The organism is Pseudomonas sp. 5C2 (genome assembly GCF_034314155.1).
GTDB lineage: Bacteria > Pseudomonadota > Gammaproteobacteria > Pseudomonadales > Pseudomonadaceae > Aquipseudomonas.
The window spans coordinates 1,737,800-1,752,203 of sequence record NZ_JAVIWH010000003.1; the positions used below are offsets into that span (position 1 = coordinate 1,737,800).

A 14,404-nucleotide genomic window follows, 5' to 3' on the forward strand; every position below is an offset into this window, starting at 1 on the left:
GAGACCGCACCTTAGCGGATTGGCGCATCAAATTGTAACCAGACCACGAACCCCTTGCGTTTCCATGTCCTCGCCACGGCCTTGCTGGACGATTTCGCCACGGGACATCACCAGGTATTGATCGGCCAGCTCGGCAGCAAAGTCATAGAACTGCTCCACCAACAAAATCGCCATGTCCCCACGTGCCGAGAGCTGTTTGATCACCGCGCCGATCTCTTTGATCACCGAGGGCTGGATGCCTTCAGTCGGCTCATCGAGGATCAGCAGGCGAGGGCGACTGGCCAGCGCGCGGCCAATGGCCAGTTGCTGTTGCTGACCGCCGGACAGATCGCCGCCGCGTCGTTGTTTCATTTGCAGGAGCACCGGAAACAGCTCGTAGATAAATGCCGGGACTTCCTTGGCCTCGGAGCCAGGGAAACGTGACAGGCCCATGAGCAGGTTTTCTTCTACGGTCAGACGCCCGAAAATTTCCCTGCCCTGAGGTACGTAAGCGATGCCCGCGTGCACCCGTTGATGGGGTTTAAAACCGGTGATGACCTTGCCTTCCCATTGCACCACGCCTTCCTTGGAAGGCAGCAGCCCCATAAGGACTTTGAGCAGCGTGGTCTTGCCCACGCCGTTGCGGCCGAGCAAGCAGGTCACTTCGCCGATCTTCACGTCGAAAGACAGCCCCCGAAGGATATGGCTACCGCCGTAATACTGGTGGAGCTTGTCGACTTGCAGCATGGGTAAGTTCTCAAGCAAATAGATGTGCAGGAATGTGCGTTATCGCCCTAAATACACTTCAATCACCCGTTCATTCGTCTGCACATCGTCCAGCGACCCTTCAGCCAGTACGCTGCCTTGATGCAGGACGGTGACGTGATCGGCTATCGAACCGACGAAGCCCATGTCGTGCTCCACCACCATCAATGAGTGCTTGCCCGCCAGGCTTTTGAACAGCTCGGCGGTGAACTCGGTTTCGGCGTCGGTCATCCCTGCGACGGGTTCGTCGAGCAACAGCAATTGCGGGTCCTGGACCAGCAGCATGCCGATCTCCAGAAACTGCTTCTGACCGTGGGACAGCAGCCCCGCCGGACGATGCATCGAAGACGTCAGGCGGATGGTTTCCAGCACTTCATGGATACGGTCGCGCTGCTCGCCGGTCAGGCGTGCACGCAAGCTGGCCCACACGGATTTGTCCGTTTTCTGCGCCAGCTCCAGGTTTTCGAACACGCTCAAGGCTTCGAACACCGTTGGTTTCTGGAATTTACGGCCGATCCCCGATTGGGCAATCTGCACTTCACTCATCTGCGTCAGGTCCAGGGTCTCGCCGAACCAGGCCTTGCCGTGGCTTGGGCGAGTCTTGCCGGTGATCACGTCCATCAGCGTGGTTTTGCCCGCGCCGTTGGGACCGATGATGCAGCGCAGCTCGCCGACGCTGATGTACAGGTTCAAATTGTTCAACGCCTTGAAGCCATCGAAGCTGACGCTGATGTCTTCCAGGGTCAGGATCGTGCCGTGTCGCGTGTTAAGGCCTTCTTCGGCACGCTGGCCGAGGCCGATGGCATCCCGGCTGGTGCCCGCGTCTGAATTCGGATCGAGGATCGGTTCGAGCATGAAGGCGGGTGTCGGTGTGGTTTTCATTGCTCGCCCCTTTTCTTCAGCAGGCCAATCACGCCTTTGGGCAGGTACAACGTCACGCCAATAAACAGCGCACCGAGAAAGAACAGCCAGTACTCGGGGAAGGCCACGGTAAACCAGCTCTTCATGCCATTGACCAGCCCGGCGCCCAGCAGCGGGCCGATCAGCGTGCCACGTCCGCCCAAGGCGACCCAAACGGCCGCTTCAATGGAGTTGGTCGGCGACATTTCGCTGGGGTTGATGATGCCGACTTGCGGCACATATAGCGCCCCGGCCAGGCCGCACAGTACTGCGCTCAGGACCCAGACGAACAGCTTGAAACCGCGCGGGTCGTAGCCGCAGAACATCAGGCGGTTTTCGGCGTCACGCAGCGCGGTCAAGACCCGGCCGAATTTGCTTTGCGCCAGACGCCAGCCGACAAACAGGCTGCCCACCAGCAGGACCACGGTGGCCAGAAACAAGGTTGCCCGGGTGCCCTGCGAACTGATGCTGAAGCCCAGAATGCTGCGGAAGTTGGTGAAGCCGTTGTTGCCGCCGAAGCCGGTTTCGTTGCGAAAGAACAGGAGCATCCCGGCGAAGGTCAGGGCCTGGGTCATGATCGAGAAATACACGCCCTTGATCCGCGAGCGGAAGGCGAAGAAACCAAAGATCAACGCCAGTAAGCCGGGGGCCAAGACCACCAGGCACATGGCCCAGAGGAAGTGATTGGTCCCGGTCCAGTACCAGGGCAGTTCGGTCCATGACAAGAAGGTCATGAATGCAGGTAACTCATCGCCTGCCGCTTCGCGCATCAGGTACATGCCCATGGCATAACCGCCGAGGGCGAAGAACAGTCCGTGTCCCAGCGACAGCAGCCCGGCGTAACCCCAGACCAGGTCCAGCGCGACGGCAACGATGGCGTAACACAGGATCTTGCCCACCAGCGTCAGGGTGTAAGCCGAGACATGCAGGCTGTTATCGGCTGGCAGTAACGACAACAGTGCCAGTGCGACCAGCAGCACGAGCACGACTGCGCAGAGGGCCAGGGTGATTTTCGGGCCGGCCTTTTGCGCGGCCGTCACCATAAGAGGCTGGTTCATCAGTCGATCATCCGTCCTTTGAGTGCGAAGAGCCCTTGCGGACGTTTCTGGATAAACAGAATGATCAGCGCCAGGATCAGGATCTTTCCGAGTACGGCGCCGATCTGCGGTTCGAGGATTTTGTTGGCGATGCCCAGCCCGAAGGCCGCCATCACACTACCGGCCAATTGACCGACCCCACCCAGCACCACGACCAGGAACGAGTCGATGATGTAGCTCTGGCCCAGGTCCGGGCCGACGTTGCCGATCTGACTCAAGGCCACGCCACCCAGGCCAGCGATGCCTGAACCAAGACCGAAGGCCATCATGTCGATGCGCCCGGTGGGCACGCCGCAGCAGGCGGCCATGTTGCGGTTCTGAGTGACGGCGCGCACGTTCAGACCCAGACGGGTCTTGTTCAGCAGCAGCCAGGTCAGGGCCACCACGAACAGCGCGAAGGCGATGATCACAATCCGGTTGTAGGGCAGCACCAGGTTGGGCAGTACTTGAATCCCGCCCGATAGCCAGTCGGGGTTGGCGACTTCAACGTTCTGCGCGCCGAATACCAGGCGAACCATCTGGATCAGCATCAGGCTGATACCCCAGGTGGCGAGCAGGGTTTCCAAAGGTCGGCCATACAGATGGCGAATCACCGTGCGCTCTAGCGCCATGCCGATAACCGCCGTGACGAAGAACGCCACCGGCAGCGCGACCACTGGATAGAACTCCAATGCTCCTGGCGCATAACGCTGGAACATCAGCTGCACGACATAAGTGGAATAGGCCCCGAGCATCAGCATCTCGCCGTGAGCCATGTTGATCACGCCCAGCAGGCCGAAGGTGATCGCCAGTCCCAGCGCGGCCAACAACAGAATCGAGCCCAGCGACAGACCGCTGAATGCCTGACCGAGGATCTCGCCGATCAGCAGTTTCCGTTTGACTTGCGCCAGGCTGGTTTCGGCCGCCGTGCGCACACCCGCATCGGTTTCGACGGCGGGGTCGAGCAGGGTTTCCAAGCGTGTGCGGGCCAATGGGTCGCCGGTTTCACCCAGTAAGCGGACGGCTGCCAAGCGTACGGCCGGGTCGCCATCGACCAGTTGCAGATTGGCCAGCGCCAGGCTCAAGGCGGTGTGTACGTCGGCGTTGGTTTCGCTCGCAAGCTGCCGATCCAGGAATTTCAGTTGCGCCGGTTTCGCGCTTTTTTGCAGGTGTTGCGCGGCGCCCAGACGCAGCTTGGCGTCTGCGGCGAGTAATTGGTGACTGGCGAGGGCGGTGTCGACCAGCCCGCGCAGTCGGTTATTCAGACGGAGGGTTTTGGTTTCACCGTCGACGGTAATCTGACCTTGTTGCAGGCTATTGATCAACTCGACACGTGCCGGATCGGGCTGTGCGGCCCACGCTTCAAGCAATTTGGCTTGTTGCCCGGAATCGGCCGCAACGAAGTCGCCAGCATCACTGGCATGGGCTGCAAAGGGCAGCAGCAGCGCCACAGCGAGAATGAAGCGGTAAAAGGCAGTGGGCATATTGGTGTCTCACGTTCATCCACGGACTTTGTAGGAGCGAACTTGTTCGCGAAGGCCAGACAACGCGGTCGGTCAGGCACTCCGCGCCGCATGGCCTTCGCAGACAAGTCAGCTCCTGCAAGGCGAGCTGAATCAGGAATCAAACCGACTTAGTTGCTCTTCACTGCATAGTCCGGCTTCTTGTCGTTGCCAGGGATGTACGGGCTCCACGGTTGCGCGCGGATCGGTTCCTTGGTCTGCCAGACCACGTTGAACTGCCCGTCGTCCTGGATTTCGCCGATCATTACCGGTTTGTGCAGGTGATGGTTGGTCTTGTCCATGGTCAGAGTGAAGCCCGACGGTGCAGCGAAAGTCTGGCCAGCCATCGCTTCGCGGACCTTGTCGACGTCGGTCGATTTGGCTTTCTCGGCGGCTTGCGCCCACATGTGGATGCCGACGTAAGTGGCTTCCATCGGGTCGTTGGTCACCGCTTTGTCAGCGCCCGGCAGGTTTTTCTTCTTGGCGTAGGCTTTCCAGTCAGCGACAAACTTGGTGTTGACCGGGTTCTGTACGGATTCGAAGTAGTTCCAGGCCGCGAGGTTGCCCACCAACGGCTTGGTGTCGATACCGCGCAGTTCTTCTTCGCCGACCGAGAACGCAACAACCGGCACGTCGGTGGCTTTCAGGCCTTGGTTGGCCAGCTCTTTATAGAACGGCACGTTGGAGTCGCCGTTGACCGTGGAGATCACAGCGGTCTTGCCACCGGCAGAGAATTTTTTGATGTTCGACACGATGGTCTGGTAATCGCTGTGGCCGAACGGGGTGTAAACCTCTTCGATGTCTTTGTCGGCAACGCCTTTGGACTTGAGGAACGACCGCAGAATTTTGTTGGTGGTGCGTGGGTAGACGTAGTCAGTGCCCAGCAGGAAGAAGCGCTTGGCGCTGCCGCCTTCTTCGCCCATCAGGTATTCGACGGCCGGAATGGCTTGTTGGTTAGGCGCTGCACCGGTGTAGAAGACGTTAGGCGACATTTCTTCGCCTTCGTATTGCACAGGGTAGAACAGCAGCCCGTTGAGTTCTTCGAACACCGGCAATACCGATTTGCGCGAGACCGACGTCCAGCAGCCGAAGACCACCGCGACCTTGTCCTGGGTCAGCAACTGACGGCCCTTTTCAGCGAACAGCGGCCAGTTGGAGGCCGGGTCGACAACCACGGCCTCAAGCATTTTGCCATTGACGCCACCCTTGGCGTTGATTTCGTCGATGGTCATCAACGCCATGTCTTTGAGTGAGGTCTCAGAGATCGCCATGGTGCCGGACAGTGAATGCAGGATCCCGACTTTGATCGTTTCGGCTGCCTGAATAGTCCAAGTCATGCCCATTGCGGCAATCGAGGCGGACAGGGTGAAAGCTTTGATCAGACTGCGACGCTTCATAGGGCCATCTCCATTCACTTGGAATTTTTAGTAGGGCGAATCAGAACACCTGAAAGCTTCTTAGCAAAGGCTATGCCCAGCTCGGGAAATGGAGCATATGCGGGGGGTATATCGGCTGAATATGGCAGGAGCGCACCACGATGGTGCCGGGAAAAACCCTTGGTGCGCAGTTGCGGGTACAAACAGTGCGTGATCTGGAGGGGATCTGATGGCTCGATGCCAAGGGAGAGCAGCCTGCAACAAGTGTTGCCTGCCATAGCAAAGTGGGCCCTGAAACCGGGCGGGGGAGGAACTCATCAAAATCCCTCCCGCCAGGTATCAGGGCCCACACCTGCAATCTAAGCCGTAGCGACGGATTTGGCAAAGCGCGAAAGGACTATCTGATCGAATAGGCACACTCCCACTAATGAAGCCCCCACCAGTGGAAACGCCACCCCCACGCCAATCATGATGATAATCGCGGTTTTCCAGCGTGGCAGGTCATGGCGCAGCGGCGGCACACCCAGGCCACCTTGCGGACGACGCTGCCACCAGATCACCAGCCCGCTGATGGCGCTGAGCAGCACCATCAGGCAAATCAGGAAAATGATGAGCTGGTTGATCCAGCCAAAGAACTTCCCTTCATGCAGCATTACCCCCATTTCCGTGGCGCGGGAAACCGTGCTGTAGTCCTTCCAGCCCACATCGGCCAGCACCTTGCCGGTGTACTGATCAATGTGCAGGGTGGCATCGTTGCGCGGGTCGTCGGCGAACACTGAGACGGTGAACACGCCATCGGCGGTGGCGGGTTGTGTGATGCTGTAGCCCGGCTCTATGCGGTGCTCGGTAGCGATGTCGACGACCTGTTGCAGCGACAGCGTGGGCGTAGCGGGTGCCGACATGCCGCCGCCGTGAGCCATGTGTTCGGCGTGGTCAGCGGACCGTGGCATTGGCGTGTTTTCCAGAGCCCAAGGGACGGTCTGGCGGGTCGCGGTATTGAGCTCACCGGCCTGTTTGTCGGACTTGGGGATATCGTTCCACATCGCCGCCGGGAAGGTGTTCCAGACATCGGCGAATTGCTTGCCCCAAAAGCCGGTCCAGGTCATGCCGCTGAGCAGCATCAACAGCAGCAACAGGGCGCCCCAAAAACCGGTCACCGCATGCACGTCTCGCCACAGCACGCGCCCGCGACTCTTGAACCGCGGCCACAGCACGCCTGACCCGGACTTGCCCCTTGGCCACCACAGGTACAGGCCCGACACCACCAGCAGAATGCCCCAGCCCGCGGCCAGTTCAATCAGCCGGTCACCGACTTTGCCGATCATGAGTTCGCCATGCAGAGCACGGGCGATGGCCTGCACGTTATTCCTGGCATCCTGCTCGCCAAGAGTATCCCCGCTATACGGGTCGATAAACACGTTCAGTTCGCGGCCTTCCTGCTGCATCACGAATTGCGCGCTGCCTTGGGCGTTCAACGGTGGCAGGTACTTGCTGACATGCGCCTGCGGATAATCGACTTGCACCCACTGTTGCAGTACATCGGCACTGAGTCGATGCTGGCCTGGCGTCACGTACAGCAGATCGCTGTACATCACGGTGTCCAGTTGAGGCTTGAACAGATAAATCATCCCGGTCAGGGACAGTAGAATCATGAACGGTGCGACGAACAGGCCGGCATAGAAATGCCAGCGCCATGCAAGGTTGTAGAAGGAGACGTTTGATTTATTCATGTGTAGCGCTCCCGGCGACATCATTTACAACACGGTTCAGATGGAACAAAGGAGCAGGCATGCCCGCTCCTCTGGAGGCGCAGTGGTCTAGAAGCTCATGTCGACTTTGGTCCACAGCGTGCGGCCCGGTTCGTTGATCGACTGCGGGTTGTCTGAAGGGAAGCCAAAACCGGCGTTGCCGGCCAGGTTCAGGTGCTCGGCATAAGCTTTGTCCAGGAGGTTGTCGACGCCGGCACTGACCTTCAGGTGCTTGTTGATCCGGTAGGCGCCATTCAGCGAGAACACGCCAAACCCTGAGCTGTCACCGAGGTCTTTGCCGACCACGTTGCCTTTGTTCAGGTCGACCCGGGTCTGCGCGCTGACCACTCGCCACAAAGCTCCGGCACTCCAGGCGTCGCGGCTGTAGCTGAGGCCCAGACGGGTCTCCAGTGGCGGCATTTGCGGCAGGGCCGTGCCGTCGCTACTGTTCTTGCCCCAGGCGTAGGCCAGGGTCGCATCGGTTTTCCAGTTGGAAGTCAGCTGGTACGCCGCGCCCAGTTCGCCGCCCATGATCCTGGCGTCGATGTTCTCGGCCTGAGAGGTCGTGCCCATCATGCCGGTGGTGTAGTTGAACAGAATGTAATCACGGACCTGACCGACATAACCCGACGCCCAGGCCTGCAAGTCGTCATGTTGGTATTGCACGCCGAAATCCAGTTGCGTGGTTTTTTCCGGCTTGATCGCATCGAAGGCATTGAGTGATCCGGCCGGGCCTGAGGAGGGGGAAAACAATTCCCAATAGTCCGGAAAGCGCTGCACATGGCCCAGGCCGACGTAGAGCGTGGCAGGCGCTGCGGCAAGGTCGTGCTCATAACGCACAAAGCCACTGGGCAGGGTGTCGGCGCGGGTTTCGTTGGCCGTGGGGTTCGCCTTGGCCGTCATTCCCGAACCGCTGCTTTTCCGGTAATCCTTGGCCGAGGCACGGTCCAGGCGCGCCCCTGTGATCAGTCGATTATCCTGCGCGACGTACCACGTCAGTTCGCTGAATACCCCGTAGTTGTGGAAGTCTGCATCCTTGGTCCACGGCAGCTCCTTATAGACGTCGATACCCATAGCGCTGCGCTGGCGGTGCTCGTTGGTCTGCGCATCAATGCCACTGATCAACTGCACGTCGGCCCAGCGCCACGTGGCCTTGATTCGCGCGCCCAGGGTTCGGCGATCCACGTTCGATGCCATTGGCCCGGCCATCATCCCGGTGCCAGACGGCGTGCGCAGGCTATAGTTGTCCATCACATGGTCGGCGTAGTTGTAGTAGACCTGCGCCTCAACCTTGTCCAGAACATCGCCGATATTGGACTTCTCGAAACGCAGCCCCAGGCTCTCGCGCTTGAACTGCGAACCGTCCATGCCGCGCCCAGCATAACGGGCTTCACCGTCACCTTTGCCCGCCGTCAACTCCACCAGCGTGTCAGCGTCCGGTGTCCAACCCAGCGCGACATCGCCGTTCCACTTGTCCCAGCGCGACGGCACGGTATTACCATTGCCGTCCTTGTAATCGTCGGAGTGGGACTGGTTGCCGATCACCCTCGCGTAACCCAATTCACCGCCGGCTGCGGCGTCTATCAGCTTGTCGAAACGGCCATTGGATCCGGCCAGTACGCTGGCGTTGACCCGGCTGCCCAGCTCACCGAATTTCTCGGGCTCACGTTCGAACAGCACTGTGCCCGCCGAAGCGCCTGGCCCCCAGAGCACGGTCTGCGGACCCTTGATCACGGTCAGGCGGTCAAAGGTTTCCGGGGAAATATACGACGTGGGCGCGTCCATCCGGTTTGGGCAGGCGCCCAGCATCATGCCGCCGTTGGTGAGGATGTTCAGGCGTGAGCCGAACATCCCGCGCAGCACTGGATCGCCATTGGTCCCGCCCGCACGAATGGCGGTAAAACCGGGAATGGTTTTCAGGTAATCCGCTCCGTCGCTGGCCGGAACCGGCTGCCGCGGATCTTTGGGGTTGGTCACTATCGTCAGCGGCGAGCTGGGGGCGATGGCCGTGATCACCGTCGGGCTGATCTCGGTGGCGTCTTGCTGAGGTTCATCAAGGGTCGGCAGTGCAAACGCCAGAGGTGTGAGCATGCAACCGCACAGTACGGCGACTGCGTGCTTCATGCGCAGTTGAGGTTCGTTCAGGGTAAAGCGGGGAGCCACTCGCATCGTGCACAGGCGAGTCTTGGCAGTGGAGCTGGACATAAGCGTTCCATCATCAATCAGTCGGGATCGTCACACCCTGCAACCGCTTCAGGCGGTGCATGCAGGTGTGAACAATAAGGGTGTCAGAGCAGGACTGAAGAGGGTGGCGCGCGGGTGCGGGCGTTGGGGAAGGTGGTCTGCCGCGCATAACCCTGGCGGGCTGCAGCGGTAAAGAAGCCTGTCGGTTTTGGCGGGGTAGCGGCGATAAAGGCCAGAGCTTGCGGCAGTGCCGGGCAACTGAACAGCAGTGTGCAATAACCGCACTTGGCCCATATGACGTGATCGGTCGTGACCGAGGGTGTGGCTTGTTCTGCGCTGTGGCAGGCGGGGGTGTCTGCCGTCATGTCCATGGACGCGGACATCGGCATCGACATACCGGCGTGCGGATCCATCGGCATCGCTTGGGAGATCAGCGGGCCGATAAAGATCATCAACATGGCGAACAGGCTCAGCCATGCGCCTCGCGTCCCGTTGGGGCGAGGCTGCACGGAGGACCTGAAGCCTGGTGAGCGCCTGTGGTTCAACGCAGGTCAGTCAGTTACTGCATGTGCATATTCATGGGCATGGAGTCGGTATTCTCGTCCGGTGCGTGCTTTTGCACCGCAACCTCGACCGTTACGTCACCGGCTTTTTCGAAATGCAGCGTCAGCGGGAAACGTTGGCCGTCGACGAGCGTCGACTTATCTTTAAGCCCGAGCAGCATGACGTGATAGCCCATGGGCGCAAACGCCACCTCGCCACCAGCGGGGATGTCGACGCTCTGAACCTGCTGCATCTTCATCAAACCGTTCTGATGCTGGTGTTCATGCAGCTCGGCTTTGCCGGCCACGGGCGTGTCGACACTGAGCAAGCGATCGGGGGTTTTACCGTTGTTGTGCACGACGAAATACGCGGCCACGGTGGGTGCGTTGGGCGGTAATTCCATGGACCACGGATGAGCGATGTGCAATTCGCCGACGGCGTATTCGTGGGCATTGGCAAAGCAGGCAGGCAGCAACAGTGCGGCCACAACAAGGATTTTCTTGATCATGGTAATTCTCCAGCGGGATCGATTCCGATGCACCCAGCCTCATGAGGCTATGGCGCTGATTCAACGGCTCGGATCAGACCAGCGGAGAAGCACGCGGATTGAGGCTTGGCCATTGCTGGCGTGGGGACAGCGGGGCAGGGGAATGAATCGAAAGGGTTTTTCGCGTTTCAAGCTGAGAGGCATACCACGCGGCAAAGCTGGCAGGGATTGCCACCAGCGGTGCGGACCCACTGCAGCACCAGCAATGCTGCATGGTCGAGTGATCATCGTTGTGCGGCGCACTGTGATCGGCCTTGCCCAACGAAATCGCCACCAGCTTAGTGCCGCTGGCCGTACAGAAACTGCCCCACAACACTTGCTCGCTGGCCGTCTTTGGCGCCGCCCCGGAAAGCGGCATGGCAAGCATGTTGAACAGCACTGCAAAGCAGGCAATCCAGGCAAATGCCATCCGACGTTGGGACATGGGAGGTGCTTTCCGTGTCAGTAAGCGATCAATGGCGCTATTTAGCCTGAATGGCCGGGATAAGTAAAAGAAGCGAGTGTGGTGTGATGCCGCAGTGACTGACATCGATCCTGCGACCCCTTCGCGGTCGATCGCAGGCAATAGAACCTTGGCGCCTCTCAAACTGTAGGCGCTGCCGAAGGCTGCGATAAGGTCGGAACGACCTTCAAATACGTTCTAGCCTTTACAAAAAATGGTGCTCATCCAACGCTGACAGCAATTGGCTGACATCTAAAAACTCCCGATCCACCCCCGGCAACTCCGGCCTGCGCAGTATCAACACCGGCACCCCTCGCTCCCGCGCCACCTCCAGCTTCGGCTCTGTGGCGCTGCTGCCGCTGTTTTTGCTGATCAGGACGTCGATATGCCGACGTTCGAACAAGGCGCGTTCGTCGTCCAGCACAAAGGGCCCGCGGGCGCCGATCACTTCGCAGCGTTCGTTGCCTGGGTAGTCGTCCAGGGCGCGCAAGGTCCAGAACTGGTGGCCGGGGATTTCGTGCAGGTGCTGCAAGGGTTCGCGACCGAGGGTGAATAGCGGCCGCGTGAAGGGTTCGAGAGCGGCGATCAGTTCGGCCCAGTCGCCGACTTCGCGCCAGTCATCGTCAGGTTGTGCCGCCCAGGCCGGGCGTCGCAATGCCCAGCAGGGGACACCGCTGAGGTGCGCGGCGGTCACGGCATTTTGGCTGATTTGCGCCGCGTAGGGATGCGTCGCGTCCAGCAGCAAATCGATGCGTTCAGCGCGAATGAACTGCGCCAGACCATCAGCCCCGCCGTAGCCACCGACCCGCACCCTGCACGCCAGATCAGTCGGCACCCGACCCACGCCCGCCAGGCTGTAGATATGCTGCGGCCCCAGTCGACGCGCGATGGCAAGGGCCTCGGTGACGCCGCCGAGCAATAGCAGACGCTTCATTCGCAGCCTCCTGCCTGACCGACGATCCCGCCTTGGCGGTCGATGGCAAACACTTCCACGTGAACCTGTGCCGGCACCACACTGCGGGCAAACGCTCGGGCATGACGGCATACCTCATCGCCCAGGGCGATACCGGCCGCGCTGGCCATCGCCAACGCTTGCTGGCTGGTGTTGGCCTCGCGGATGGCCTGTTGCAGCGTCGCATCGGCACCGAGGGTCGCGGCCCACTTGGCCAGTTGTGGCAGGTCGATGCTGGAATGACGGCTGTGCAGGTCCATGTGGCCGGCCGCCAGCTTACTGATTTTGCCGAAGCCGCCGCAAATGCTCAATTTATCCACAGGCACCTTGCGCAGATGCTTGAGCACCGCGCCGACAAAGTCGCCCATCTCGATCAAGGCGATTTCCGGCAGGTTGTAGACCCGGCGCATGGTGTCTTCGCTGGCGTTGCCGGTGCAGGCGGCGATGTGCAGATAACCATTGGTTTTGGCGACGTCGATGCCTTGATGGATGGATGCGATATACGCCGCGCAGGAAAACGGTCGGACAATGCCGCTGGTGCCGAGGATCGACAGGCCACCGAGAATGCCCAAGCGCGGGTTCATGGTTTTCAACGCCAGTGCTTCGCCGCCTTCGACACACAGGGTGACTTCGAAACCACCGGTGTACCCGGTCTTATCAGCCAGCTGCAGCAAATGTTCGCTGATCATCTTGCGCGGCACCGGATTGATCGCGGGCTCACCCACATTCAACACCAGGCCGGGCCGGGTAACGGTGCCCACACCGGGGCCCGCGACGAATTGCACGCCGGTTTCGGTCGTCAGTCGCACCCGTGAAAATACCAGCGCGCCATGGGTGACATCCGGGTCGTCGCCGGCATCCTTGATCGTGCCCGCTTCAGCGCCATCGGCAAACGGTCGGCAGAACTCCAGGCGCATCTGCACCTGCCTGCCTTTGGGCAAGACGATTTCCACTGCGTCGCTCACCTCGCCGTCGAGTAATAAACGGGCCGCCGCCAGGCAGGTGGCTGTCGCGCAACTACCGGTGGTGTAGCCACTGCGCAAGGGAGCGGGCTGTTCGGCGGTTTCGGCGCGCATCAGGGTTTGATCGCTTCAAGCAGGGTGATGGGCAGGGCCTGGCGCCAGGTATCGAATTCGCCCAGTGGCTTGGCGTGGGCAATATGGATGCGGGTCAGTTCGCCGCCGTGCTGTTCACGCCAGTTGATCAGCGCGGTCTCGCTTTGCAGGGTCACGGCGTTGGCCACCAGTCGTCCGCCAGAGCGCAGCTGTTGCCAGCAGGTATCGAGCACACCGGGACGCGTGACGCCGCCGCCAATGAAAATCGCATCGGGCGCTTCCAGACCTTGCAGCGCCTGAGGTGCCCGACCGCGAATCAATTGCAGGCCCGGCACGCCCAACGCGTCGCGGTTGTGCTCGATCAGTAACTGGCGACCCTCGTCGGCTTCGACCGCCAGAGCACGGCAGCTTGGGTGCGCGCGCATCCATTCGATGCCTATGGAGCCGCAACCCGCGCCCACGTCCCACAGCAGTTCACCGGGTGCCGGGGCCAGGCGGGCGAGGGTGATGGCGCGTATATCGCGTTTGGTCAGTTGACCGTCATGTTCAAAGGCACTGTCCGCCAGCCCGGCCAGCAGGGACAGGCGTGACGCACCGGGTTCAGCACGGCATTCGATGGCGACCAGATTTAGCGCCGCAATCGGCAGGTCTACCCACTCACTGGCGATGCCTTCGACCCGGCGTTCAGCGTCTCCGCCCAAATGCTCCAGCACGGTCATCCGGCTCGGGCCGAAGCCACGGGCGCGCAACAGCTCGGCGATGGCGGCGGGGCTGCTGCCGTCGTTGCTCAGCACCAACAGGCGCAAACCGTTATGCAACTGCGCGTTCAACGCCGCCAGCGGTCGGGCGACCACCGACAAGGTGACCACGTCCTGCAATGGCCAACCCAAGCGCGCAGCAGCCAATGAATAAGACGAGGGCGCAGGCAGCACGCGCATTTCATCGACACTGACCTGTCGCGCCAGGCTGGCGCCCACGCCAAACAACATGGGGTCGCCACTGGCCAGCACGCAAATCGGCGTGCCGCGCTGCTCAAGCACCGGGCTCAGGGAAAACGGGCTGGGCCACGGGCTGCGCTCGGCACGAATGCAGGCGGGCAGCAGATCAAGCTGGCGCTGCCCCCCAAACACCTGCCCGGCTTGCAGCAGCGCACGGCGAGCCGTCTTGCCCAAGCCTTTGAAGCCGTCCTCACCGATTCCCACGACTGTCAGCCACGGCGACATGTACATTCCTCAGCCAACTAATGCGTACTTCCGACAGACCGGCTTTTCATGCCTGCGGACAAAGCAGGCATAATACCGCGCCCAATGGGCTATAGCGCCTTTTCAAATTCTG

13 protein-coding genes are annotated in these 14,404 nt (G+C 60.7%); all 13 read right to left on the minus strand.

All coding sequences use genetic code 11. From position 1 onward, the window contains the following. Positions 1 to 27: 27 nt before the first annotated feature. Complete coding sequence (gene urtE / locus RGU44_RS22650) at positions 28 to 726, minus strand: urea ABC transporter ATP-binding subunit UrtE (RefSeq protein ID WP_322177622.1); 699 nt, start codon at positions 724 to 726, stop codon at positions 28 to 30. Between the two features lie 39 nt (positions 727 to 765). After that, entirely contained in the window at positions 766 to 1,626 is an 861-nt protein-coding gene (gene urtD, locus RGU44_RS22655; RefSeq protein ID WP_322177623.1) for an urea ABC transporter ATP-binding protein UrtD, read from the minus strand. After that, on the minus strand, positions 1,623 to 2,702 hold the full coding sequence (gene urtC / locus RGU44_RS22660; RefSeq protein WP_322278000.1) for an urea ABC transporter permease subunit UrtC: 1,080 nt from the start codon (positions 2,700 to 2,702) through the stop codon (positions 1,623 to 1,625). The genes urtD and urtC overlap by 4 nt, the downstream gene beginning before the upstream one ends. Beyond that, complete coding sequence (gene urtB, locus RGU44_RS22665) at positions 2,702 to 4,204, minus strand: urea ABC transporter permease subunit UrtB (RefSeq protein ID WP_322278003.1); 1,503 nt, start codon at positions 4,202 to 4,204, stop codon at positions 2,702 to 2,704. Before urtB ends, urtC begins: the two co-directional genes overlap by 1 nt. Before the next feature lie 149 nt (positions 4,205 to 4,353). Continuing rightward, positions 4,354 to 5,619 (minus strand): urea ABC transporter substrate-binding protein, encoded by a 1,266-nt coding sequence (urtA, locus tag RGU44_RS22670; protein ID WP_322177626.1) that lies wholly within the window; start codon positions 5,617 to 5,619, stop codon positions 4,354 to 4,356. 338 nt (positions 5,620 to 5,957) lie between these two features. Further along, positions 5,958 to 7,328, minus strand: coding sequence for a PepSY domain-containing protein (locus RGU44_RS22675; RefSeq protein ID WP_322278005.1), 1,371 nt, complete (start codon positions 7,326 to 7,328; stop codon positions 5,958 to 5,960). Positions 7,329 to 7,415: 87 nt separating this feature from the next. Then, the gene (locus RGU44_RS22680; RefSeq protein WP_322278007.1) at positions 7,416 to 9,551 is read right to left on the minus strand and encodes a TonB-dependent copper receptor; all 2,136 of its coding nucleotides are present in this window, start codon (positions 9,549 to 9,551) and stop codon (positions 7,416 to 7,418) included. Positions 9,552 to 9,634: 83 nt separating this feature from the next. After that, entirely contained in the window at positions 9,635 to 10,039 is a 405-nt protein-coding gene (locus RGU44_RS22685; RefSeq protein WP_322278009.1) for a DUF2946 domain-containing protein, read from the minus strand. A gap of 50 nt (positions 10,040 to 10,089) precedes the next feature. Next, positions 10,090 to 10,581, minus strand: coding sequence for a copper chaperone PCu(A)C (locus tag RGU44_RS22690; protein WP_322278011.1), 492 nt, complete (start codon positions 10,579 to 10,581; stop codon positions 10,090 to 10,092). Positions 10,582 to 10,654: 73 nt separating this feature from the next. Further along, positions 10,655 to 11,044 carry a DUF2946 domain-containing protein gene (locus RGU44_RS22695; RefSeq protein ID WP_322177630.1) on the minus strand — a complete coding sequence of 130 codons (390 nt, stop codon included), beginning with the start codon at positions 11,042 to 11,044 and terminating at the stop codon, positions 10,655 to 10,657. 223 nt (positions 11,045 to 11,267) lie between these two features. Then, complete coding sequence (locus RGU44_RS22700) at positions 11,268 to 11,996, minus strand: cobalt-precorrin-6A reductase (protein WP_322177631.1); 729 nt, start codon at positions 11,994 to 11,996, stop codon at positions 11,268 to 11,270. Next, positions 11,993 to 13,090: a cobalt-precorrin-5B (C(1))-methyltransferase gene (locus tag RGU44_RS22705; RefSeq protein WP_322177632.1), complete on the minus strand. Its 1,098-nt coding sequence runs from the start codon at positions 13,088 to 13,090 to the stop codon at positions 11,993 to 11,995. The genes RGU44_RS22700 and RGU44_RS22705 overlap by 4 nt, the downstream gene beginning before the upstream one ends. After that, positions 13,090 to 14,292, minus strand: coding sequence for a precorrin-6y C5,15-methyltransferase (decarboxylating) subunit CbiE (gene cbiE / locus RGU44_RS22710; protein WP_322278013.1), 1,203 nt, complete (start codon positions 14,290 to 14,292; stop codon positions 13,090 to 13,092). The genes RGU44_RS22705 and cbiE overlap by 1 nt, the downstream gene beginning before the upstream one ends. Positions 14,293 to 14,404 lie beyond the last annotated feature (112 nt).

Coding starts and splice junctions, on each gene's coding strand:
- urtE (WP_322177622.1), bottom strand. CDS start 726: ATGCTGCAAGTCGACAAGCTCCACCAGTATTACGGCGGTAGCCATATC.
- urtD (WP_322177623.1), bottom strand. CDS start 1,626: ATGAAAACCACACCGACACCCGCCTTCATGCTCGAACCGATCCTCGAT.
- urtC (WP_322278000.1), bottom strand. CDS start 2,702: ATGAACCAGCCTCTTATGGTGACGGCCGCGCAAAAGGCCGGCCCGAAA.
- urtB (WP_322278003.1), bottom strand. CDS start 4,204: ATGCCCACTGCCTTTTACCGCTTCATTCTCGCTGTGGCGCTGCTGCTG.
- urtA (WP_322177626.1), bottom strand. CDS start 5,619: ATGAAGCGTCGCAGTCTGATCAAAGCTTTCACCCTGTCCGCCTCGATT.
- RGU44_RS22675 (WP_322278005.1), bottom strand. CDS start 7,328: ATGAATAAATCAAACGTCTCCTTCTACAACCTTGCATGGCGCTGGCAT.
- RGU44_RS22680 (WP_322278007.1), bottom strand. CDS start 9,551: ATGTCCAGCTCCACTGCCAAGACTCGCCTGTGCACGATGCGAGTGGCT.
- RGU44_RS22690 (WP_322278011.1), bottom strand. CDS start 10,581: ATGATCAAGAAAATCCTTGTTGTGGCCGCACTGTTGCTGCCTGCCTGC.
- RGU44_RS22695 (WP_322177630.1), bottom strand. CDS start 11,044: ATGTCCCAACGTCGGATGGCATTTGCCTGGATTGCCTGCTTTGCAGTG.
- RGU44_RS22700 (WP_322177631.1), bottom strand. CDS start 11,996: ATGAAGCGTCTGCTATTGCTCGGCGGCGTCACCGAGGCCCTTGCCATC.
- RGU44_RS22705 (WP_322177632.1), bottom strand. CDS start 13,090: ATGCGCGCCGAAACCGCCGAACAGCCCGCTCCCTTGCGCAGTGGCTAC.
- cbiE (WP_322278013.1), bottom strand. CDS start 14,292: ATGTCGCCGTGGCTGACAGTCGTGGGAATCGGTGAGGACGGCTTCAAA.